We start from the raw sequence: 22,526 nt of genomic DNA, 5'->3' as shown, positions 1-22,526 counted from the left end.
AATAGCCCCACGTTTCCATGTCTGATTCTATTAAGCACGAATGCGGAATTGCCCTCATCCGCCTACGAAAGCCTTTTCAGCACTACTTAGACAAATACAAAACCCCTACTTACGGACTGAGCAAACTTTATCTGATGATGGAGAAGCAAGTCAACAGAGGACAAGATGGAGCCGGGGTGGCGAATATCAAAATCAACGTAAAACCAGGGCATCGCTACATTTCCAGATACCGTTCGGTAGAGCCACAAGCGGTGGCAGATATTTTTGGAAAAATCAATAAGAAATTCGCGAAAGCACAAAAGCTAGCTAAATCCGTCAAACGCGAAACCGGCATTGATGCCGTTCACGATGCAGATTGGTGGCAAGAAAATGTCGCTTTCACCGGTGAGGTACTATTAGGCCATTTACGCTACGGAACACACGGTCAAAACGAGATCGAAAACTGCCACCCCATGTTGCGTCAAAACAACTGGAGAAGCCGTAACCTCGTGATGGCGGGTAATTTCAATATGACCAATGTGGACGATTTATTCGATAAATTAGTTTCCTTAGGTCAGCACCCGAAAGAGAAAGTGGACACCGTTACCGTGATGGAAAAGATCGGTCACTTTTTAGACGAAGAGAATCAACGCCAATTTGGCAAATACAAAGACCAATACGAGAACCCAGAATTATCGGATATAATTGCCCAAGAGATTGACTTAAAACGCGTTTTAGAGCGTTCTTGCAAGGATTTTGACGGTGGATACGCGATGGTGGGAATGACTGGATATGGTGCCTCTTTTGTGGCGCGTGACCCAGCGGGCATTCGCCCAGCCTTCTATTATGTAGATGAGGAAGTGGCCGTTGTGGCTTCTGAAAAACAAGCCATCAAGACGTCTTTTAACTGCGCCTACGATCAAATCAAGGAGATTACTCCGGGCCACGCCCTGATCATCGACATCGAAGGCAATGTAAATGAAGTACCATTCATCGACCGTTTAGAGCAAAAATCGTGTTCATTCGAACGCATCTATTTCTCTCGCGGTTCCGATCCAGATATCTACCATGAGCGTAAGAAATTAGGCCAGTTGTTAATCCCTCAAATATTAGAGGAGGTACATCACGACCTGAAAAACACGGTATTCTCTTACATTCCGAACACGGCAGAAACGGCATTCCTAGGCATGATTGATGGTCTTGAAGATCATTTGGCCAAAGAACGGAAGAATGCCATCATGGAAGGCATCCTTTTCGAACAAGAACTCGAAGAATTATTAACCTTCCGTCCACGTGTCGAGAAATTAATCTCCAAGGACGTGAAAGTGCGTACCTTCATCACCTCTGACGCTCAGCGCGACGACATGGTGGCGCATGTATATGACACCACCTATGAGGTAATCAATAAAGAAGTTGATTCCGTGGTGATTATCGACGATTCCATCGTTCGTGGAACCACTTTAGAGAAAAGTATCCTGAAATTATTGGATAAATTATCCCCTAAGAAAATCGTTATTGTTTCTTCTGCTCCCCAAATTCGCTACCCAGATTGCTACGGTATCGATATGTCGAAAATGAAGGAATTTGTTGCTTTCCGTGCGGCATTAGCCCTTTTAAAAGAACGCGGCTTAGAAAATATCTTAGACGAAGTAAATTTACGTTGCTTGAATGCTTTGGAAAATGGCACAGCGTCAGAAGAGAACTTTGTGAAAGCGATCTATGCACCCTTCACAGACGAAGAAATCTCGAATAAAATCGCAGAAATCGTACGTCCTAAAGGCTTAAAAGCAGAACTTTCGATCGTTTACCAAACCGTAGCGAACCTGAACGTAGCCTGCCCAGATCACCTTGGCGATTGGTATTTCACCGGAAACTTCCCCACACCGGGAGGTAATCAAGTGGTGAATAAATCATTCGTTAACTTTATGAAGGGGATCGAAGTTCGCGCGTATTAATATACGACGACGACCGCTCCGCGTTTTTCTTGCACTCCCTTTTCAGGATAATCGATCGCTTGGTAGCGTATGATGTAGGCGTAGGTTTCTTGCGGAACTTTGGCCCCATTATAGGTTCCATCCCAGCTAAAAACAGGGCCTTTCGTGCGATACAGTTGCTCTCCCCAGCGGTTATAAATCTCTAAGGAAATCACCTGCGTTCTCGATTTAGGATAGGTCGCATTCGGTTCATTCCAGTTATAGGACGGCTCAAAAACATCATTTTGCCCATCGCCATTAGGCGTAAATACGGTAGGGGCGATCAAAACTGCATCACATTTATCCTCGATCTTCACGCTATCTTGTAGCTCGCATCCATCACTATCGCGCAGGGTAAACGGGTAAATTCCGCTGCGATTGATTTGTAGCTCTTTCGAATTCCAACCCGAAACAATTCCCGGATTAGCCTGCCAAGAAACCTGTAAATTAGCAGGAGAAGGAACTAAGGTTACTAAATAAGGTGATAGCGGTTTATCATTGCAAATAATTCCATCGGCCTTTTTCACGGCTAAAGGATTCGTCGTAAAATTGACTTGCGTTTCCTTTTTAATAGAGCAACCGGAGGCATCCTCCTTAATTTCTAGGGTATAGTTTCCGCTCGGCTTGGGCACAGTAATAAAACGCGAGGACTCTCCCGTACTCCAAGCATAGGTGAAAGAAGCGACCGGAGGTATGGCTGTAGGACCTATCAACGCATCTTCCTTGCAAATTAAGGTATACGTAGCAGGTAGTACAAAAGGATCCAATAACTCCACGTGATAGGCGGAAGCATCTAGCATATAATTCGTCAAACACGCATTAGAAATCGCCACGGTTACCACATAATCTCCAGCCTTCTTGAAATCATAGGTCATTTCTGTTCCTGTATACGAATACAACAAGGTTCCAGCCGGATTCAAAGGAACGAGTAGCCCGTCTGCATTGCGCGTCGGATCCAGCGTACTTTGGTAAATCTTCCAGTCCAAACGATCATTCTTAATCGGGTCGCACAAATCTTGACTCACCTTAAAATGATAGGTTGTTCCATCACAACTTTGCTGAATACTGGGCGTAGAATTAGGTTTGGGTGTTAATACAATCGATAGAGGCAAGCCCAAACCACTGGTCGTTCCAGCCGCTAAATTCAACCCATTTCGAACAAAGGTCGCTCTAATCGTCCGTGTTGAATCTTTCAGCGAAATATCCGGATTGACAATTTTCCCTAGACTCGAACTTCCCTGAAACGCCGCATAAATAATCGAACCACTCGATGGATCTCCCTGAAGAGCCCCTATTTTACCGGGGCCAGACCACAAAAGACTTTGGGATCTTTGCATGGCACTCGAATCTTTAGATGCGATGGAATATTGCCAAATCTGGGCATTCGGACCCACATTCGTTGAGGCATACACTATTTTACCATCAGCCGAAAACTCCACGCCATACGGACTGTTCGCTAAGGGAATTCGATACCGAAAAGTAGTTTTCCCTGTGGCCACATCAAAATCATAGATATCCACCTGATTCGAAGGTGGACTTACATAGGCGATAGCTAAGACTTTTCCATCCCGAGAAAAATGGGATGAGGCCGAAGGCCCTTTGACGGGAGAATTAGCAACGGATTCTATGGGCGCACCAATGCCCGCTTTAGATACTTTAAATGTTCTTAAAATAGTTGAATCTGCATCTTGCGTTTGCAACCAATAATAATCTCCCCCACTGACAGCGACGCCAAAGCGTTCCGCAGACGGCGCTGGACTCAGGAATTGATTTTTGATGGAGACACCACCCTTACCACCATTCAGCTTCCGATCGTAGATACTATAATACACCTGGTTTTCTCCAGCTGCATTCTTGCGCAGGGTAAAGATATAATATTCGGCCTGACAGCCTTTGCACGTCGTTTTAGGCAAAATGGCCACCCCTTGAATCTGTGTGGTATCTCCATTAAGTCCTTGCGCTACGAGGGAATTATCTTTGGCATATACACGCGAACCGTTCGTATAGAAAATGAGATCATTATTTTCATCCGTCATTTTGGCCACCCCTTCCGGCGTTGTCATCGGTCCTCTGCCTGCTGAAGGCGTGGATGATCCACCCGTAAATTTTAAGGAAACGTTAGTGCCAAAATTCCAGCCATCCTCTCCCCCTGCCTTCGGTTGCTCCCCGCAGATCTTCACCTCCATTTTTGCCTCTGCCGTACAGCCCGAACTTAAATCCGTCACGACTACCGAGTAGCACCCTGATTCCGAGACGCGAATAGTGTCCGTCGTCTGACCTTTCGGGAACCAAGAAACGCCCACCGGAAAGGCCGGTTTAGATACAGACCCAAACGCATTCAACACCACCGGATCCCCTTTACAAATCATTAGGGTCGTGTCATTCGAATCTTTTCCCAAAATAAAATCAGGCAATGCCCCTATTTTCACGTCTTGAGGGCCATAAACGGTAGTCACTCCACCGGATGTGACTTGCAATGACACTCGTTTAACGCCCGGATTACAATATTGATATACTCCTGTTCGCGCAGTAGAGGTCGCACCGGCTTCACCAAAATCCCATAAATAAGTCGCTGACAACGGATAATGATCACGAATTTCAAAAACCGTTCCGGCCGGCGCATCCGTACAATTATTGCATTGAGTGATACAATTGTTTCTCACCTCAATCGTTCTGGGAACTTGAGCGAATGCCGTCAGGGATAGGAAGAGAAATAATAAGGTCCGGTACATGGTTTTAGAATCAACCACAAAATAAGTCAATAAATTGGTTATTGCGTTGCATGAATGTAAATTGCTGAGCTATGTGGACTCGTTTATCCATTTTTTCTACTTTCTTATTTTTACTGAGCGCCCTTTCGCTCTCAGCGCAAGATCCGCAATTATCCCAAAACCTAGCGAACCCCCTACTCAACTCCCCCGCCTTCGCCGGTTTGCAAGATCAAAACAAAGTCTATTTAACGCATCGAAACCAATGGCCGAATCAATCGGCTAATTACCAGTATTCTGCCGCAGCAGTAGAAGTCAGCTTGGGAAAAATCAACAGTGGCATCGGACTACTTTTCTCCTCAGACAAGCAATTTTCTAGCCTCCAAACGAACTCCATCAGCCTTCAATACGCCTACCACGCAAACCTAAATGAGAATACTTTACTTTCCATGGGCATCCAAGGTTCAGGCGTTTTCCGCAGTTTAGATTATAGCCATTTAACCTACGGAGATCAATTAGGCCAATTTTTAGTCAACGGTACCTTAGGAAATACGTTTGACCCTACTGCCCTTTCCTTTGTGAACCGCGTGAGTTATATGGACATTTCAGCCGGCTTGGTATTGAACCATTCCAATTACTGGCTCGGAGCATCTGTGCACCATTTAAACCGACCTAACCAATCCCTCATCCGCTCTAGCGATGATTTAATCGCCCCTAAATACGCGCTCATGGCAGGCCTCAGCCTACCAATCTCTGAAGGAAAAAGCCTTAAACCGGCCCTTTACGTTAAAAATCAAGGCACCTTTAGCCAACTAGACCTAGGGACTTATCTGCAATTAGACCCCTTAGTTATTGGTTTGTGGTACCGCGGATTGCCCTTGAATAAAGGTACTTCTGAATCCTCGACGAGTCGAGAATCTCTCATTGGATTAGTTGGCTATCAAAACAATCGGTACTCCTTTGGCTATTCCTATGATTTTACGGTCTCAGGTTTAGGTTTGGGTTCCGGAGGAGCACACGAATTGAGCTTCTCCTATGTCTTAAACTGGGATTTTGGCCAAAGAAAATCCTTCCAACGCTACCGCCAAAGTTTCGCTTGTCCGAAATTTTAGTCGCTAGTCGCTAGTCACTAGTCACTAGTCTGAAGTGGAGAAGAGTAGAGAGCACAAAGAATAAAGCATAGAGCACAAAGAATAAAGTTGGAATCCCCTGCGGGGATACGTTCAGAAATGTTTTATTACTATTGTTATAAATACAAAAAAGGGAGCAAATGCTCCCTTTTTTGACTTATTTTCAGATAGACACTGAAATGAGATTTCAAATCATAGAAAATATGCCGAAGGCCATTTTCTGATTTGAAAGATTATTTCAGCGTTCTTTTTACTTCTTTCATTTCATAGCACTCTAACATATCGCCTACTTCTAAATCGTTGAAGTTCTTGACAGATAGACCGCACTCGTAACCGAATTTAACTTCAGCCACATCGTCTTTGAAACGCTTCAAGGCAGAGATTTCTCCGTCGTGTACAACCACGAAATCACGGATGACACGAATCTTGTGAGCACGTTTCACCGTACCGTCTAATACGTAGCAACCAGCTACTGTACCGATTTTGGTGATCTTAAATACGTCACGAATTTCGATGTTCGATGTAATTACCTCTTCGAATGAAGGAGCTAATAGACCTTCCATCGCAGCTTTAATTTCGTCGATAGCCTGGTAGATGATCGAGTAGTTACGGATTTCGATTTGTTCTGTATCAGCTAAACGACGAGCGTTTTGTGATGGACGAACTTGGAACGCGATGATAACCGCATCAGAAGTAGACGCTAAAGCCACATCGGATTCAGAAACCTGACCTACACCTCTGTGAATGATTCGTACTTGAACCTCCTCGGTCGATAACTTCATCAAGGAATCCGAAAGAGCCTCTACTGAACCATCCACGTCACCTTTTACGATCACGTTCAACTCACGGAAAGTACCGATTGCCTTACGACGACCAATCTCCTCCAAAGTGATGTGTTTACGGGTACGCAACGTTTGTTCCCGTAGAATTTGCTCCCGCTTGTTCGCAATCTCACGTGCCTCACGCTCGTTTTCTAAGCAAAGTAATTTATCACCTGCTTGTGGCGCTCCGTTTAAGCCTAACACTTGAACTGGAGTAGATGGACCTGCTTTTTTAATTTTGTTACCGTGGTGGTCAAACATCGCTTTCACACGACCGTAATTATCACCCGCTAACATCATATCACCCACGTTTAATGTACCTGCTTGAACTAACAAGGTAGTTACATAACCACGTCCTTTATCTAATTCTGCTTCAATAACCGAACCTACCGCTTTCTTCTTAGGGTTAGCCGTTAATTCAAGCATCTCCGCTTCTAATAATACTTTTTCTAATAAATCATCGATACCTTGACCAGACTTAGACGAGATTTCTTGGCATTGGTATTTACCACCCCAATCCTCTACAAGCATATTCATGGCTGCTAACTCCTCACGTACTTTGTCTGAATTTGCACCGTCTTTATCAATCTTAGAGAAAGCAAAAACGATTGGAACACCAGCCACCATGGAGTGGTTGATAGCCTCTTTTGTTTGAGGCATCACAGAGTCGTCCGCTGCGATTACGATGATAACAATATCGGTTACTTTCGCACCACGGGCACGCATCGCTGTAAAGGCTTCGTGACCAGGTGTATCTAAGAAAGTAACTTTCTTACCTGATTTCGTTTCTACTGAGTAAGCACCAATGTGTTGGGTGATACCACCCGCTTCACCTGCGGCTACTTTAGCCCTACGAATATAATCTAGTAAGGAAGTTTTACCGTGATCGACGTGACCCATAATCGTAACGATAGGCGCACGCGGCACTAAATCCTCTGGAGAATCCTCTACTTCTACCTCAACAACGTCGATTTCCTCTTCTGCTGAAACAAAGCTCACCTCGAATCCAAATTCATCCGCGATCACCGTAATGGCTTCCGCATCCAAACGTTGGTTAATGGAAACGAACATACCTAAGCTCATACAAGCCGAGATTACCTCGTTCACAGAAGTATCCATTAAGGAAGCTAAATCCGATGCAGAAATAAATTCCGTCACCTTCAGTACTTTTGCTTCCTCATCTTCCGCCATCATACGTGCCTCTTCTGCCTCTGCACGACCCTTACGCTTCTCGCGGCGCTTATCTGCACCGAAACTTTGCTTATTGGTCGCACCTTGCAAGCGAGCCATCGTGGCTTTGATTTGCTCTTGGATGTCTTTATCTGACAATTCTCCTTTCGGTGCTGGTTTAGCACCCGGAGCTGGTTTCTTATTGAAATCCTTTTTATCACCTGGACGTCCGCCTGTTCCAGGAACAGATGGAGCTGGTTTTTTCTCCTCCTTGATGATACGCTTGCGCTTGTGTTTCGCGTTATTTCCGCGATCACCTGCGGCAGGCAATTCAATTTTACCTAGAACGGTTAATCCTTTAAGGGTCTCGCCTTTGGCCTCAATTAATTGAATATCTGCTACCTCAGCAACAGGAGGAACCACGGGTGCTACAGGCACCACTGGCGCTTGAGCAGGAGTTGGAGCCGGCTTTTCAGCCACTGGCTCTGGGCTAGGCGTTGGAGCTGGAGCCGGAGTGGGTGCAGGCGCTGGAGCAGGAGTTGGCTCTGGAGCCTTTTCCGCCTTAGGAGCGACTGGATTACCCTTTTTATCCAATTCGATTTTTCCCAAAATCTTCAATCCCATCTGCTTCTCTTCGACAGGAGCCTCGGCCACAGGAGCTGGTGCTTCTGCCGCTTTAGGAGCCTCCACTACAGGAGCTGGCTTTTCCACCACTGGCTCTGGAGCGGGTGCTGGTGTAGGCGCAGGTGCAGCAGCAACAACCGGTTCTGGTGCTGGTGCTGGCTTAGGAGCCTCTACAGAGGATTCCAAAATATGGTTCGCACCATATTCCTTCGCTAACAAGGTCAACTGCTCAAAGTTCAGTTTGGCGTTGGGGTTATTGTCAATTTTGTGACCTTTCGCAGAGAGAAACTGTAGGATCGTAGACGTTCCCACGTTTATTTGCTTTGCTACAAGGCTCAACCGCATTGTTTTTTCTTCTGCCATAAAAATTACAAAAAACTAAATTCTTTTTATTTAAATAAACTACTCAAACTCAGAACGCAATACCGCTAGGATCTCATCGATCGTACCTTCTTCTAATTCCGTTCTACGCTCTAACTCTTCTTTAGATAAGGCCAAAACTTGTTTCGCCGTATCTAAACCGATTTTGTGAAGCTCATCTAAGATCCAAGCCTCAATCTCGTTAGAGAATTCTGTCAATTCCACATCCTCATCATCTAGCTCATCCTTAGGCACATCACGGAATACATCGATTTCATAACCTACTAATTTACCCGCTAACTTGATGTTTTGACCTCCACGACCGATCGCCATAGAAACCTGATCTGAATTTAAATACACCGAAATACGGCGACGCTCTTTGTCAATCGCCATTGAATTCAATTTCGCTGGACTTAACGTACGCGCTACTAATAATTCTAAATTATCCGTGAAGTTAATCACGTCAATATTTTCGTTTTGTAATTCACGAACAATACCGTGAATACGAGAACCTTTCATACCTACGCAAGCACCTACTGGATCGATACGGTCGTCAAATGACTCTACAGCCACTTTCGCACGCTCACCTGGTTCACGAACAATCTTACGAATGGTAATCGTACCGTCATAAATCTCAGGAATTTCTTGTTCGAATAAACGCTCTAAGAATACCGGAGAAACACGAGATAAAATGATACGAGGAGTACCATTGGCCATTTCCACTTTGTGGATGATGGCCTTGATTGTCTCCCCTTTCTTGAAACGATCCTTCGAGATCATCTCTGTCTTAGGCAAGACTAATTCGTTATCATCGCTATCTAATAAGATCAATTCGCGACCTAGGATTTGGTATACCTCTGAAGTCACTAATTCACCTACTAAGTCTTTGTATTTTTCGTACAAACCTTCTTTTTCAATATCCTTGATCTTTTGAATCAATGTTTGACGAGCAGTTTGAACAACACGACGACCAAAATCCTCTAATTTCACTAACTCAGCTACCTCTTCACCGATTTCAAAATCGGGCTCGATTAACTTCGCTTCGCTCAAAGGTATTTTATCGAAATCCCAGATATCTTCTGAGTTATCGTCTACGATCTCGCGGCTACGCCACATCTCTAAGTCGCCGCTTTCGGCATTGATAATGACATTAAAATTTTCGTCTGCCCCGAATTTCTTGCGAATCATGGTACGAAAAACCTCTTCTAAAACCGCGATCATCGTCGGCTTGTCAATGTTTTTCTCCCGAGCAAAGTCTGAAAATGACGAAATTAATTCAACACTGTTCATTGCTATCTCTTCTTTGTTTATTGAAATGACACTTGTACTTTTATTTTATCTACCTCTGCTAACGGAAACCATGTGGCCTCTTTTGCAACGATTTTTCTATGCTTGACGGTCTTCTCTGTTAAGATTTCCACCGCCTCTTCTGTATTCGAAACCAAAGTCCCTTCTACATTTTCTGCGTCTTTATTTTTCATCCAAACCTTCACCTTGCGGCCCAGATTCTTCTGAAATTGCCAGCCTTGGCTTAATGGAAAGTCTAAACCCGGCGAAGATACTTCTAAATTATAGGCTTCTTCAATCAGCACGCCCTCTTCAATGAAGTGAGCTAATTTACGGCTCATTAAGGCACATTGATCAATAGTTACCCCTTCCAGTGTATCCACCAGAATCGTTATTAAGGTTCTTTTAGCACCCTGAGACACCGAAAAATCGACCAGAAGCAAAGGGCCATCGCCGATATACTCCAATGTCCAATCTTTTAGTTTACTCGTTAAATCCATCTTTCTACAGGGCTATGAAAACAAAAAGAGGGATTAAAACCCCTCTTCTTTTCCTTAATTCTCCACAAAGATACGCATAAACTTGGTAAAAACAAGCATTTGATGCAGGATAGAAAGTCAGCAGCAAATCACATTGCATTTTTTTTCGTTATTTGCAGGTTCAAATTATTTCCAATGAAACTGACGTCGCTCCTTCTTCTAATTACCTTTTGTAGCCTTGGCGGCGACCGATTCCCGAGCCCTCCTGATTCCCCTAACCGCCTTTTCTTCATACAGCGAAGCACAAATGCGAATGTAGTAGTCTACGACGCTAACGTGATCGCAGGAAAATTGAACGCGAAAGACCCGGTTCACACGTATTGGTATCGTTTTGGAGAAAAAGGCCAAAAAGAGGAATTAACAGCTATCCAGCGAACATTGGCCTATGGTTTATATACTAGCGCAGTAACAGGAATACCTAATACCTACGAAGGACATTTCTTAGCTTACAGAAAACGGAAGTTTATGGTCAAACAAGACGCAACCGGTGACCCTATCGCGTTATTTCCCATCAACGGAAAGATGCAAATCCTCAAGCGTGTCTTCGTCAGTGTGGACGATTCGAAATTCATGACCACCGTGAACTACATCGAACTTTTTGGGAAGGACCCGGTGACGGGGAGGGATGTGTATGAGAAGTTTAAGCCATAGGCTTTGCGGAGCAAAGCTCAAATTTCAAAAACCAAAGAGCAAAGTTCAAATAGGCTTACTCTGAACTTTGATCTTTGAAATTTGAGCTTTGAAATTTACAAATTTCCCAGTAGGGAAATCTGTAAATTCCTCGGTTGCCCGCTATACCCCGTAATCTCCATTATTTCTTGATTCAGCGCATTTTTTAACACGGCTGAAACCTTCCATTTGGTATTGATTTGATAATGAACCGAAATATCAGTCCAGATATAAGCAGCCATAGGGTTCGGTTGAACGGAGTAGGTGGACTCGTCGTAGAAGTAATCCGCTCTTTGGCCTACCAATTGATTTGATATTCCCACCGACCATTTATTCGTCAACTTTGCCTGCAAATACAGATTCCAGGCATTCGTTGGGCGGCGAATCAAGGACGAATAAGTCGAATCGCGGTCGATCATCTCCCCTTTCAAATAGGTATAATTGAAATCCGCTTGAAATTTCGAAGTCTGGTAGCTAATCTCGAATTCGATTCCGCGGGTTTGCTGCTGGGAGATATTTTGGTATTTGCCAAAAGGCTCGATATCCATCGCCTGAAAAATAATACCCTGATTGACTTGATTTTCAAAGGCAACAGCACGAATTCTCCAAGCTTTCAACTTCTTCTCTGCCCCAAATTCGATCGTTTTCCCTTGTTCTGGTTGTAAATCCAAGTTGCCATAAGGAGACGCTAATTGATAAATCGAAGGAGTTTTAAAACTCGTATAATAATTCCCAAAGAATTTCGCTGTCTGCGAAATAGCCCAATACGGATTCAGATTATAGGTAAAATAGTTTCCAAAAGTCGATTGCGCATTCCATCGCGCCCCCACCTCGTAACCAAATTTACCCCAACTCTGCTGCCAGGTCGCATAAGTTCCCACAATTTGCTGAGTCTTTTGTTTCTCTGCTAAATCAGGTGAAACGTAAGGACCATAGTCGCTGATGGAAAGATCGCTTTGCTCCGTTTTTTGGCGTCTATATTCAGAACCAATTAACAAAGTGGCATTTTCCATTACGGGAATCTTCACAAAAGCTTCCAATCCTTGATTTAAACCTACATAACTCGAAAGACTAAATTTCGACCAAGCATTTGCAGCGACATCCGAAGAATCGTTACGAAACTCCCGATGAATTAGATCTTGAAAGGCACGAATTGTGAATTTACTCACCTGGTATTGCGCTCTGAACGAATGACTTACGGCCTCCGAAGTGTAATCTCGATCATCGACAAAGGGACCATTATCTACATTCCCTTGATACAACTGTGACGAATAGGAGAAATCTAGGTTACCTAATTTTCCCATATCACGCCCCCATTTCAACCCCCAACTTTGCTGCTTAAATCCATCGGCCTCCGCTTTTCCTTGAGCTATTTTGGCCGAAGAAAAACCATCCGTCGCGTAATTTTGGGCCTGTATTTGAAACTGGTTATTCCCTCGAGTTGTAGACCAAGAAATTTGTTCTTGATGAGTCCCCAGGCCGCCACCTTGAAGTACGACATTCAATCCTTTCGCATTTTTCTTTGTCACTAAATTGATGACAGCCGCCATCGCATCTGATCCATACAGCGTAGATTGGCCTCCTTTCAGGATTTCGATGCGTTCGATGTTTGCCAAAGAAATCAAGTTCCAATCCATCACCGACGAAATATGGGATGGGTCATTCAGTGGAAATCCGTCCATCAACAACAGAACGTGGCCCGTATTCGCACCCCTCACATAAATCTCCTGGTTTGTCCCCGGCGCGCTGCGCGCGCCTACTACTGCGACACCTACACTTTGCTGGAGTAATTCACCTAGACTTTTCCCCTGATTGGCCTGGATCATTTCGGCCGAAATCACCGAAACCACTTTCCCCGAGCGATCCAGTTTTTCTGGGTACTTGGGAGCGGAGATGGTGACCTCTGCGAGCGTAGAATCTTTTTGAATGGTGAATGGTGAATGGTTAATGGTGGATGATTCCTGAATGGTGGATGAACCCTCCCGACTAGCGACTAGCGACTCCCGACTATCGACTAGCGACTCCCGACTAGCGACTAGCGACTCCCGACTATCGACTATTGACTCCCGACTAGCGACTATTGACTCCCGACTGTCGACTATTGACTCCCGACTAGCGACTAGCGACTCCCGACTATCGACTAGCGACTCCCGACTAGTGACTCCCACTGAAGCTAACGCGCCAGCGACAATTAATACGTTTAACATGTTTTTTGCCCATCTGGGCCTGTGAAATAAAAAGGTAATCGAACGCTCGACCTCGGATCATCCTCCGTAAAACAAGGTCAAGAATAGTAAAAGGCAGGTCTCCTGACTCATTTCCCTTGCTTTTCGGCCTTCCCAGCGACGCCAGTGACCCTAGATTGAAAAGCTTTTTGAAAATTTACAGTTGCGGGGACAGTTTCGGATTTTCACCAAATTCCCTATTAATCAACGCCGTTCGAAGCGGCGCAGAACCTTTCGCTACCACAAAGGTAGTTCAATTTCTATTTTATCAATTTGTTGGGCCAAAGATTCGAAATATATTCTCCTATTTTGTAAAAAGAAACTCAAATGATGGACAACAAAATACGCTGCCGCTGGTGTGGTTCAGATGAATTATACCAAACCTACCACGACCTTGAATGGGGTAATCCGGAACACCGCGATGAAGCACTTTTTGAGCTCCTCATCCTTGAAGGCTTCCAAGCCGGCCTCTCCTGGATTACCATTTTGAAACGACGCGAAGCCTTCAGAGAAGCCTTCGCGCAATTCGACTACCACCTGTTAGCAAACTGGACAGATGCGCAGCTCGAAGCCCAAATGCAGAACGAACACATCATCAGAAATCGCCTGAAAATCAGTTCCGTTCGAACGAATGCGCTGGCTTTTATTAAAATTCAGGAAAAATTTGGTAGCTTTAACCAATATATTTGGGAGTTTGTGGGCCATGAGCCCATCCTAAACCACTTTGCCCAACACGGAGACTTACCCGCCAGCACAGAAATTTCTGTCCTTTTGAGCAAATCTCTAAAGAAGAATGGATTCCGATTTGTCGGCCCTACCATTTGTTATGCGTTGATGCAGGCCGCTGGATTAGTGAACGATCATACCACCGAATGCTTTCGCCATCCTAATAATAGCTAAATGAACAAACGGATAGTCATTATCCCCACCTACAACGAGATTGAAAACATCGAAGCCATCCTTTTGAAGGTCTTGAGCCTAGACCTTGTTTTTGATGTCTTGATTGTGGATGATGGTTCTCCTGACGGCACTGCGCTACAAGTAAAACGCCTACAACAAGCAAATGAAGGACGTATTCACCTACTCGAGAGAAAAGGCAAATTAGGATTAGGTACCGCCTACATTGAAGGCTTTAAAATCGCCCTTTCTAAAGGCTACGACTTCATCTTTGAGATGGATGCAGACTTTTCCCATAACCCGGATGATTTAATTCGCCTGTTCAAAGCCTGTGCGACACCCGCAGAGTTAAAGGAGGAAAACCTACCTGAAGAAGAGGCTGGAAATGGCGATATGTCTATCGGATCCCGCTACATTAATGGCGTAAACGTGGTCAATTGGCCTATGGGACGTGTACTAATGTCCTATTTTGCAGGATTTTATGTTCGCTTTATCACCGGAATGAATGTACAAGATGCGACCGCTGGATTTGTTTGTTACCGCAGAAAGACGTTAGAAACTATTCCTTTGGACCAAATCAAATTTATCGGTTATGCCTTCCAAGTCGAAATGAAATTTACCACCTGGAAGTATGGCTTTAAGCTAGTCGAGGTACCCATAATTTTCACGGATCGCACGAAAGGGACGAGTAAGATGTCCGCGAATATTTTTAAAGAAGCGATTTTCGGGGTAATCCAAATGAAAGTCAATAGTTTGTTCAAGCGTTACCAAGCCTAACATGAGCTATACGGTCTTAAAATCCATCCATATTATCTTCGTTGTCAGCTGGTTTGCTGGCTTATTCTACCTTCCCCGTTTGCTGGTCTACCACGCGGAAGCACAAGCAAAGGGAGAACCCGAAAAAGGTATTTTATCGAAGCAATTCGAAAAGATGGAAAAGATCCTCTTTAATGCGATTATGATTCCGGCCATGTTCTTGACTTGGATCACCGGCTTGTCTTTAATCTACGTAGCTTGGTTGAGTAGTTTCGGATCTCAAGGCTGGTTGCATTTGAAATTAGGCTTCGTGGTAGCCATCACGGTTTACCATTTTGTTTGCCGGTATTTGATTCTTCAATTCAGAAAAGGGAATTTCATCCTATCTGGAACACAACTAAGGCTTTATAATGAAATTGCGACGATTCTATTAGTTGCGGTCGTTTTCTTAGTAGTGGCTAAAAATACACTAGACTGGATGTATGGATTAGGAGGGTTTGTGGTTTTTGCGATTGTGATTATGGCGGCGGTTACGATCGTCAAAAAAATCCGAAACAAGGCTTAATTAAGACATAGATCGATCCAGATCCCGCTTCACATCTTTTTCTTTAATGTCATCTCGTTTATCAAAGGTCTTCTTTCCCTTCGCGAGTGCGATGTTTAACTTAGCATAGCCTTTGTCTGAAATAAAAAGACGGGTAGGAATAATCGTCAAACCCACGTTCTTCAATTCCTTCTGCAGTTTCCCTAACTCACGCTTAGATAGCAATAACTTACGATCACGTAAGGGATCGTGATTGTAATGGGTTCCTTCGTCGTAGGCCGAAATGTGCATATTGCGAACAAATAATTCTTCTTGAAAGAATACGCAGTAGGCATCAGTCAGATTGGCTTTCCCTTGGCGGATCGATTTAATCTCCGTACCTGTCAATACCAAGCCAGCCGTGAAGGTATCCATGAATGCGTATTCAAAGGAAGCCCTACGGTTCTTAATTTCAACTGTCTTTTGGATTTTTTCTTTTGCCATTGGAATAAAAAAAGCCACACAGCGAATCACTGCGTGGCTAAATATAGCTTATTGCTCTTATTTATCTTCTTTCTTTTCGCCTTTTGTAGCAGCGTACTCTTTGTTTAATCCTTCGATGATTTTGTTTGTAACATCGACAGATGGATCAGCGAATAAAATTCCACCACCTACTTTAGAATATCCTAAAACGAATTCATATTTGTTAGCCTTGTTTGTCTTCGAGATGTAATCACGAATGTTGTTATACAACTCTTCGTTTTTCTTTGCTTGCTCTTGTCCTAACTCCGCTTGCTTTTGTTGAGAATATTGCTGCAATTCAGCACCTTTCTTCTTCAACGTCATATCAGCTGCTTGCAATTCTGCTTGAGTCATAGCTGAGGCACGTTGTTGAATCGCTTGTAACTCTGCTTGAAGTGATTGCTCTTTTTGACCTAAGTCTACTTGTAAACGGTATCCTTTGTTCTCGAACTCTTTTTGAGCGTCTTTGTAAAACTGGTAATTCGTTAATAACGAATCTGAATTTACGAATACGATACTTCTTCCATCAGCTGTCGAGGCACCTAAGCCTGCAGACGAGCTACCTGAATTTTGGTAAAATAAAAAGGCAATTGCGATGGTTAAAACGCCCAACCAAGCGTATGGTAAATTTTTCACGTGTTTAATTTTGTTTATTGGATTGACGGCAAATATACAAGGTCTGTATCGTTTGTCCTAAAAAATTATTATTTCTGTCTTAATCTGGCTCCAGCCCAGGTCCAAATGCCACTAAATAAGCCTCCTAGCACGCCAGTCAGAACAAATAAAGCGAACACATTTCCTTTTAGAGGGAAAACTTGAGCCATCCGACTAGGTAACGTACTAGGATGCTGTAAATCAAGCCACAAGGCTGAAAGCACCCACAAGACGAATCCTGCTAAGAAACCAGTCAAAAAACTCGATTTCAAGGGCATATTTAATACGAAAGCCACCAGCCCAAAAGCCACGCCCATCGCATACCAAGGCAGGTAAATGCCTACCAAAGCGCCAATAACGACTAAAATGATACTATAGATTAACTTACTCATAGCTTATTTCGATAAAGTGATTTTCTTGCGTAAACGATTCGATTTTTGATCGGCTGATTCGAGGTATAAGAGTGGCTTTAGCTCACCTTTGGCCCACGTATCAATCAAATCATCATAATGACTACTTCCCGGATTACCCGATTGACCACCCGGGTAAACGCCATAGGCTCTAGGTTTCCCCTCCTTCGAAAGCTCCACCACTAAACGCCAAGAAGGCCCCGTCTTCGTCGTAGCCGCATTCACGATGGTTCCTCCCCCACCGATCGGGATATTCAAGCGAGATAAAGCATCCATTCCTGGGATCAAGTGACGAACCCCCGTTTGCTTGTGTTTGTACCAAGCCCACTCAGGCCCCTGAGGTCCGTGTTGTTTCACCAAGGTGTCCACATTCGCTTGCAATGACTTCATGACGATATCAGACATCGACTCTTTAGACTTTGTCTTAATGTCATCCCACCAGCGCGCACTAGGCTCCGATTTGATTAATTGAATCGTGCGATCCATCGATGGACGATTCATCGGTGCTTTTTCATCTGCTGCGAATTCATCATCCCAAAGACAAGACTGCAAAGTCAAGACCCAGTTTTCGAAAATAGTGGCTCCCACAGACTCTGGACTATTCACTAAATTCCAAGATTTTAAAGCTGCAATAGCTTTTGATTGAGCCGATGTAGGTGATTTCACTTGAGCGAAAAGCAAAGGCAATAACTCGCGGGCACGGATGTTGTAATTATCGTTTTGGAGACCTCGTAAAGAATCCATCGTAATCTTCTCCATCACCGCTAAACGCTCATTAATGCGACGGCCACGCTCAGATGGCGCATATTGCCAACCTAAGTAATACGGATAAGAAGGATCTGTTGAGAATTGATTCGCCGAACTCACGAAACCTCGAACCGGATTCTTCACGTGCGGATTGTGCGCCTGAGGGATAAATCCTTGCCAATCAGCCGCCGCATCCGTTCCATCTAATAAATACTTTCCTTGCTGTTTCGACTTCAACGGGAACTTACCGTTCACCCATAAAGCGATATCGCCTTCATTACTAGCAAACACGAAGTTTTGAGCCGGTGCAGAATAGAAGGTCAAGGCCTTCTGGTAATCCTCGTAATTTTTCGCGCGATTCAATTGGTAGAACGTCGTTAGTTCTTGTGATTTTTCGTGGGCGATCCAACGCAAGGCGTGGCCTACCGGAATGTTCGAACGAAACGGTTTTTCGTGGGATAAATACACGACAGGTCCGTGGTGTGTAAAGAAGATGGTATCTACCATCTCTTTCTTTCCTTTGATCTTGAAGGTTTCGATGCGCATGGTGGTTTTCTTCCATTTCCCATCGTGCCAATATTCCTGCTTTGAGGCATCTTTGAACTTCACTTGGTACCAGTCCAAAACATCAGAACCTACATTTGTCACTCCCCAAGCAACATTTTTATTAAATCCAATGATCACATTGGGTGTTCCCGGCATCGTTGAACCATAGACATTCACCCCTGGAGCGACTAATTGCATTTGGTACCAAATCGATGGTAATGACAAAGTCAAGTGTGGGTCATTGGCTAAAATAGGCAAACCCGAAACCGTTTTATTTCCGGCTACCGCCCAGTTATTCGAACCGATGTTCGGATCTTTTTCTGGTGTCGTCATGGAGCTACCTAAACCGGTAAAGTCTGCAGGACCCGCTGGAATAGGTACCGGTTTGAAATCGACTGGCGATCCTACGGGAATGATCGGACTCTCTTGGAAAGGGTAATTAGGGAAAAGGTCTTCTGCCACCTCACGGCCGTATTTGCGCAAGATGTTCGTCATCTTCAAATCGTCGGTTCCTGAAGCTAGCACGAAGGACATATTCTTTAAGAACAAGGCGCTCTTAATAGGCGTCCAAGGCTCCGGGCGGTAGTTTAATAATTTGTATTCTAAAGGTAATTCACGATCAGATAAGGAATTGATGTAGGCATTAACCCCCGCAGAATAAGCTTCCAAAGCGTTTTTAGCCATGGGATCTTCTTTCATTCCTTCATAGGATTTCTCCGCACCATAAACTGAACCCATTCTCCGTTGGAACTGATCAGATGCGATACCTTTTTCGCCTACGATCTCAGAGATGCGACCACCTGCGAAATGCGTTTGGAATTCCATTTGCCATAAACGGTCTTTGGCCGTCAAATACCCTTGCGCTAAAAACAAATCGTGGTCATCCTGTGCAAAAACATGCGGCACACCCATTTCGTCGTACACGACTTGAACGGGTTGATGTAAACCCGCGATTTGCAAGGTTTCTTCTGTGGGTTCACCTGATTCCGGGCTTTCTGCATTCATCCAAAAGCCGTGGAAAGGACTAAATAATTTACCGAGGGGAGGCAAAGTTCCCCAGCTTTGGTTCATCGCATAGGTTAAAAACAGGGCGATTACCAAAGGAAAAGCAGATTTTATGATTTTCATTGATGAAATAGAGGGAGATAAATGAAATATCCGAAGATTTTTTTCTATTTTAGAAAGACAATTTTACAAAATTGTTCCTTTAAGCCCAAATAAATTATCTTTAAAGCGATATGAAAAGACGTACCTTCCTTCAAACATCCACCCTATTAGGCGCCAGCTTAGGTGCCACCGCAAAAGCGGCCAGCTCTGAACCGCTCATCATTGCGACTTGGAAAAACGAAAAAGCGACCATCGCGGGTTGGAATAAATTGATGGAAACGGGCAAAGCGCTCGATGGTGTTGAAGCCGGTGCGCGCATTCCTGAAGCAGATCCGAACGATACGTCTGTAGGTTACGGTGGCTATCCAGATCGCGACGGCCATGTGACCTTGGATGCTTGCATCATGGACCATGTAGGAAATGCAGGATCTGTTACCTTTCTTGAGGGCATCATGCACCCCATTTCTGTGGCTAGAGCCGTGATGGAAAAAACACCACACGTCATGTTGTCAGGCGCTGGTGCTTTAAAATTCGCCTTAGACCAAGGATTTAAAGTGGAGAATCTGTTAACAGAAAGCTCTAAAAAGGCTTGGGAAGAGTGGAAAAAAGAATCCAAGTACGAACCTGTCATTAATATTGAAAGACACGACACCATCGGTTTATTGGGCATCGGAAAAGCAGGAGAAATTGCTGGCGCTTGTACAACGAGCGGATTGGCTTTCAAAATGCATGGACGTGTAGGCGACTCCCCCATCATCGGTGGAGCTGTTTTTTGTGACGATGAGGTAGGTGGTGCGTGTGCGACCGGATTAGGCGAATTTGTAATGAAAACCTTAGGATCCTTCTTGATTGTCGAATTAATGAGACAGGGCATGTCCCCTCAAAAAGCGTGTGAAGAGGCTGTGATGCGGATTGTGAAACGCTATAAATACAAGGAATTCCAAATCGGGTATTTGGCCCTCAATAAAAAAGGAGAATATGGCGCTTATGCCATCCAAAAAGGATTTAATTACACCATCACGAAAAACGGAAAAACGCAGGTAATTGAAAGTGCGTCCTACATGTAATTTTTATGGCAGCAGAGAAGAAAAAATATTTGTTTGAGATTGCGTGGGAAACCTGTAATCAAGTAGGCGGAATTTACACGGTAATTCGGACCAAAGTTCCCTCGATGGTCGAAAAATGGGGCGAAGATTACGCCTTATTAGGACCCTATTTTCCCCAAACTGCCTCCGCAGAATTTGAGCCCATTCCAGTTACCGATGAAACGCCGCTGGGTCGCGCGATTAGTAGCTTGCGCCAAAAAGGTTTAGGCATTCATTATGGCTATTGGTTGATCACGGGAAAGCCTAAAATCGTACTCTTTGAACTGGAAACCTTATTGCCTAATGTCAATGAGATCAAAGGACGTATTTGGGATAATCACAAGATCTCGACCTTAGGGGTAGAGGATTTAGTGGACCAAACGATTGTTTTTGGTGAAATGATTCGCCTCCTTTTAACCGAGGTGGCCGAAGAAAATAAAAATAAAACCCAATTGGTGGCGCATTTCCATGAGTGGATGGCGTCTACTGGCTTACCCGACCTGAAGAAGGACAAGGTCAAAATTTCAACCGTCTTCACCACGCACGCGACTATGTTAGGCCGCTATTTAGCGGGCAATGTACCTAACTTCTATGATGTCATCGAGAACTTTGATTGGCACAAAGAGGCGAAACACTATGGCATCGAGGCTCAAGCTTGTTTCGAACGCGCCGCAGCCCAAAAAGCCGATGTGCTAACCACCGTCAGCGATATTACAGCGAAAGAATGCCAGTATTTCTTAGGCCGCATTCCGGAATTAATTTTGCCAAACGGCTTAAACATCCAACGTTTTGCCGCTTTGCACGAACACCAGAACCTGCACTCAAAATACAAAGAGAGCATTTCGAACTTCGTGATGGGGCATTTCTTCCAAAGCCAGCCTTTTGACCTAGATCAAACACTCTACCTATTCACCTCCGGACGTTTCGAATATTCGAACAAAGGATACGATATTACCTTAGATGCCTTGGCGATTTTGAATCGCAAGATGAAAGAGGCGGGATCGAAGAAAACGGTGGTGATGTTCTTTGTGACCAAGCAACCCTATCATTCCATTGATCCCGAGGTCTTGCATTCCCGCGCTGTGTTAGATGAAATTAGAGAGAACTGCCACGCGATCGAGAAAGAAGTAGGAGAACATTTATTCAAGGCCTCCGCTTCATCCAGCGATCTACAGATGCCGGATTTGAACGCCTTTGTGGATGAATATTGGCGGATGCGTTTGCGTAGAACGGTGCAGACTTGGAAAACGAATGCGCGACCAAAAGTGGTCACCCACTTATTAAAACAAGAGGACGATATCATCCGGAATTTACACCGGACGAATCTATTGAATAACCCAGACGACAAGGTTAAAGTGGTATACCACCCAGACTTTATCGTTTCCACGAATCCGCTTTTCGGCTTAGATTATGGCCAATTCGTGCGCGGTTGCCACTTAGGCGTTTTCCCTAGCTACTACGAACCTTGGGGCTATACACCGCTGGAATGTATGGCGCGCGGGGTACCTACGGTGACGTCGGATCTATCGGGTTTTGGCGATTATATGATGCAGATTATGCGCGATTACGAACAATGGGGCGTGAGCGTGGTGAATCGCAAGACGCAATCATACCAAGAAGCGGCGGAGCAATTAGCGAATCTGTTATTCAAATTCGTTCAGCAATCCCAGCGCGATCGCATCACTCAGCGTAACCGCGTAGAGAGTATCGCGGATACATTTGACTGGTCGAACCTGCGCTCGTATTATGACACGGCGCACGAACTAGCGATCATTAAAAAGAAGAGATAATTCC

At 44.4% G+C, this 22,526-nt stretch carries 17 protein-coding genes and 1 riboswitch; of the genes, 8 read left to right on the top strand and 9 right to left on the bottom strand.

What is annotated here, in order from left to right:
- Nucleotides 1-17 precede the first annotated feature (17 nt).
- Nucleotides 18-1,934, top strand: a complete 1,917-nt coding sequence (locus tag EWU21_RS06400) for an amidophosphoribosyltransferase (protein WP_130895990.1) — start codon at nt 18-20, stop codon at nt 1,932-1,934.
- Here EWU21_RS06400 and EWU21_RS06395 read toward each other — a convergent pair.
- Entirely contained in the window at nt 1,931-4,684 is a 2,754-nt protein-coding gene (locus tag EWU21_RS06395; RefSeq protein ID WP_130895989.1) for a T9SS type B sorting domain-containing protein, read from the bottom strand. The two genes, EWU21_RS06400 and EWU21_RS06395, sit on opposite strands and share 4 nt — an antisense overlap.
- Before the next feature lie 71 nt (nt 4,685-4,755).
- Between EWU21_RS06395 and EWU21_RS06390 the strand changes: the two genes are divergently transcribed.
- Nucleotides 4,756-5,772: a PorP/SprF family type IX secretion system membrane protein gene (locus tag EWU21_RS06390; protein WP_130895988.1), complete on the top strand. Its 1,017-nt coding sequence runs from the start codon at nt 4,756-4,758 to the stop codon at nt 5,770-5,772.
- 251 nt (nt 5,773-6,023) lie between these two features.
- On the opposite strand, the gene infB is transcribed toward EWU21_RS06390, so the two are convergent.
- Genes infB through EWU21_RS06375 form a run of 3 tightly spaced genes read right to left on the bottom strand, consistent with a single transcriptional unit; the run spans nt 6,024 to nt 10,552 of the window.
- Nucleotides 6,024-8,768, bottom strand: coding sequence for a translation initiation factor IF-2 (infB, locus tag EWU21_RS06385; protein WP_130895987.1), 2,745 nt, complete (start codon nt 8,766-8,768; stop codon nt 6,024-6,026).
- 39 nt (nt 8,769-8,807) lie between these two features.
- Nucleotides 8,808-10,055: a transcription termination factor NusA gene (nusA, locus tag EWU21_RS06380; protein ID WP_130895986.1), complete on the bottom strand. Its 1,248-nt coding sequence runs from the start codon at nt 10,053-10,055 to the stop codon at nt 8,808-8,810.
- Nucleotides 10,056-10,072: 17 nt separating this feature from the next.
- A complete protein-coding gene (locus EWU21_RS06375; RefSeq protein WP_130895985.1) occupies nt 10,073-10,552 on the bottom strand; it encodes a ribosome maturation factor RimP in 480 nt (159 codons plus the stop codon).
- A gap of 174 nt (nt 10,553-10,726) precedes the next feature.
- On the opposite strand from EWU21_RS06375, the gene EWU21_RS06370 reads away from it, so the two are divergent.
- Nucleotides 10,727-11,242 carry a DUF4833 domain-containing protein gene (locus EWU21_RS06370; RefSeq protein ID WP_161566484.1) on the top strand — a complete coding sequence of 172 codons (516 nt, stop codon included), beginning with the start codon at nt 10,727-10,729 and terminating at the stop codon, nt 11,240-11,242.
- A gap of 95 nt (nt 11,243-11,337) precedes the next feature.
- Here EWU21_RS06370 and EWU21_RS06365 read toward each other — a convergent pair whose 3' ends face one another.
- Nucleotides 11,338-13,467 carry a TonB-dependent receptor plug domain-containing protein gene (locus EWU21_RS06365; protein ID WP_161566483.1) on the bottom strand — a complete coding sequence of 710 codons (2,130 nt, stop codon included), beginning with the start codon at nt 13,465-13,467 and terminating at the stop codon, nt 11,338-11,340.
- A gap of 75 nt (nt 13,468-13,542) precedes the next feature.
- Nucleotides 13,543-13,735: riboswitch (cobalamin riboswitch) on the bottom strand.
- 80 nt (nt 13,736-13,815) lie between these two features.
- Here EWU21_RS06365 and EWU21_RS06355 point away from each other — a divergent pair.
- Genes EWU21_RS06355 through EWU21_RS06345 form a run of 3 tightly spaced genes read left to right on the top strand, consistent with a single transcriptional unit; the run spans nt 13,816 to nt 15,703 of the window.
- Nucleotides 13,816-14,385, top strand: a complete 570-nt coding sequence (locus EWU21_RS06355; protein ID WP_130895982.1) for a DNA-3-methyladenine glycosylase I — start codon at nt 13,816-13,818, stop codon at nt 14,383-14,385.
- Nucleotides 14,386-15,159, top strand: coding sequence for a polyprenol monophosphomannose synthase (locus tag EWU21_RS06350; protein WP_130895981.1), 774 nt, complete (start codon nt 14,386-14,388; stop codon nt 15,157-15,159).
- 1 nt (nt 15,160) lies between these two features.
- Nucleotides 15,161-15,703, top strand: a complete 543-nt coding sequence (locus EWU21_RS06345; protein WP_130895980.1) for a CopD family protein — start codon at nt 15,161-15,163, stop codon at nt 15,701-15,703.
- On the opposite strand, the gene smpB is transcribed toward EWU21_RS06345, so the two are convergent.
- From smpB to EWU21_RS06325, 4 genes are all read right to left on the bottom strand, one after another.
- A complete protein-coding gene (gene smpB, locus EWU21_RS06340) occupies nt 15,704-16,165 on the bottom strand; it encodes an SsrA-binding protein SmpB (protein WP_130895979.1) in 462 nt (153 codons plus the stop codon).
- Nucleotides 16,166-16,222: 57 nt separating this feature from the next.
- The gene (locus EWU21_RS06335; protein ID WP_130895978.1) at nt 16,223-16,819 is read right to left on the bottom strand and encodes an OmpH family outer membrane protein; all 597 of its coding nucleotides are present in this window, start codon (nt 16,817-16,819) and stop codon (nt 16,223-16,225) included.
- Between the two features lie 68 nt (nt 16,820-16,887).
- Nucleotides 16,888-17,229, bottom strand: coding sequence for a hypothetical protein (locus EWU21_RS06330; protein WP_130895977.1), 342 nt, complete (start codon nt 17,227-17,229; stop codon nt 16,888-16,890).
- A gap of 3 nt (nt 17,230-17,232) precedes the next feature.
- Nucleotides 17,233-19,668: a penicillin acylase family protein gene (locus EWU21_RS06325; protein WP_130895976.1), complete on the bottom strand. Its 2,436-nt coding sequence runs from the start codon at nt 19,666-19,668 to the stop codon at nt 17,233-17,235.
- A 110-nt stretch (nt 19,669-19,778) separates the two neighbouring features.
- On the opposite strand from EWU21_RS06325, the gene EWU21_RS06320 reads away from it, so the two are divergent.
- Together EWU21_RS06320 and EWU21_RS06315 are read left to right on the top strand one after the other, a co-directional pair.
- A complete protein-coding gene (locus EWU21_RS06320) occupies nt 19,779-20,714 on the top strand; it encodes a N(4)-(beta-N-acetylglucosaminyl)-L-asparaginase (protein WP_130895975.1) in 936 nt (311 codons plus the stop codon).
- Nucleotides 20,715-20,719: 5 nt separating this feature from the next.
- Nucleotides 20,720-22,522, top strand: a complete 1,803-nt coding sequence (locus tag EWU21_RS06315; protein ID WP_130895974.1) for a glycosyltransferase — start codon at nt 20,720-20,722, stop codon at nt 22,520-22,522.
- Nucleotides 22,523-22,526: the final 4 nt, after the last annotated feature.

The organism is Aquirufa antheringensis (genome assembly GCF_004307425.1).
GTDB classification, from domain to species: domain Bacteria; phylum Bacteroidota; class Bacteroidia; order Cytophagales; family Spirosomataceae; genus Aquirufa; species Aquirufa antheringensis.
Note: the sequence above shows the minus strand (reverse complement) of the source record. Positions and strands in the feature narration are given on the sequence as shown.

What these genes read in the sequence shown, in the direction of transcription:
- EWU21_RS06400 (WP_130895990.1), top strand. Translation starts at nt 18, where the DNA reads ATGTCTGATTCTATTAAGCACGAATGCGGAATTGCCCTCATCCGCCTA.
- EWU21_RS06395 (WP_130895989.1), bottom strand. Translation starts at nt 4,684, where the DNA reads ATGTACCGGACCTTATTATTTCTCTTCCTATCCCTGACGGCATTCGCT.
- EWU21_RS06390 (WP_130895988.1), top strand. Translation starts at nt 4,756, where the DNA reads ATGTGGACTCGTTTATCCATTTTTTCTACTTTCTTATTTTTACTGAGC.
- infB (WP_130895987.1), bottom strand. Translation starts at nt 8,768, where the DNA reads ATGGCAGAAGAAAAAACAATGCGGTTGAGCCTTGTAGCAAAGCAAATA.
- nusA (WP_130895986.1), bottom strand. Translation starts at nt 10,055, where the DNA reads ATGAACAGTGTTGAATTAATTTCGTCATTTTCAGACTTTGCTCGGGAG.
- EWU21_RS06375 (WP_130895985.1), bottom strand. Translation starts at nt 10,552, where the DNA reads ATGGATTTAACGAGTAAACTAAAAGATTGGACATTGGAGTATATCGGC.
- EWU21_RS06370 (WP_161566484.1), top strand. Translation starts at nt 10,727, where the DNA reads ATGAAACTGACGTCGCTCCTTCTTCTAATTACCTTTTGTAGCCTTGGC.
- EWU21_RS06365 (WP_161566483.1), bottom strand. Translation starts at nt 13,467, where the DNA reads ATGTTAAACGTATTAATTGTCGCTGGCGCGTTAGCTTCAGTGGGAGTC.
- EWU21_RS06355 (WP_130895982.1), top strand. Translation starts at nt 13,816, where the DNA reads ATGGACAACAAAATACGCTGCCGCTGGTGTGGTTCAGATGAATTATAC.
- EWU21_RS06350 (WP_130895981.1), top strand. Translation starts at nt 14,386, where the DNA reads ATGAACAAACGGATAGTCATTATCCCCACCTACAACGAGATTGAAAAC.
- EWU21_RS06345 (WP_130895980.1), top strand. Translation starts at nt 15,161, where the DNA reads ATGAGCTATACGGTCTTAAAATCCATCCATATTATCTTCGTTGTCAGC.
- smpB (WP_130895979.1), bottom strand. Translation starts at nt 16,165, where the DNA reads ATGGCAAAAGAAAAAATCCAAAAGACAGTTGAAATTAAGAACCGTAGG.
- EWU21_RS06330 (WP_130895977.1), bottom strand. Translation starts at nt 17,229, where the DNA reads ATGAGTAAGTTAATCTATAGTATCATTTTAGTCGTTATTGGCGCTTTG.
- EWU21_RS06325 (WP_130895976.1), bottom strand. Translation starts at nt 19,668, where the DNA reads ATGAAAATCATAAAATCTGCTTTTCCTTTGGTAATCGCCCTGTTTTTA.
- EWU21_RS06320 (WP_130895975.1), top strand. Translation starts at nt 19,779, where the DNA reads ATGAAAAGACGTACCTTCCTTCAAACATCCACCCTATTAGGCGCCAGC.
- EWU21_RS06315 (WP_130895974.1), top strand. Translation starts at nt 20,720, where the DNA reads ATGGCAGCAGAGAAGAAAAAATATTTGTTTGAGATTGCGTGGGAAACC.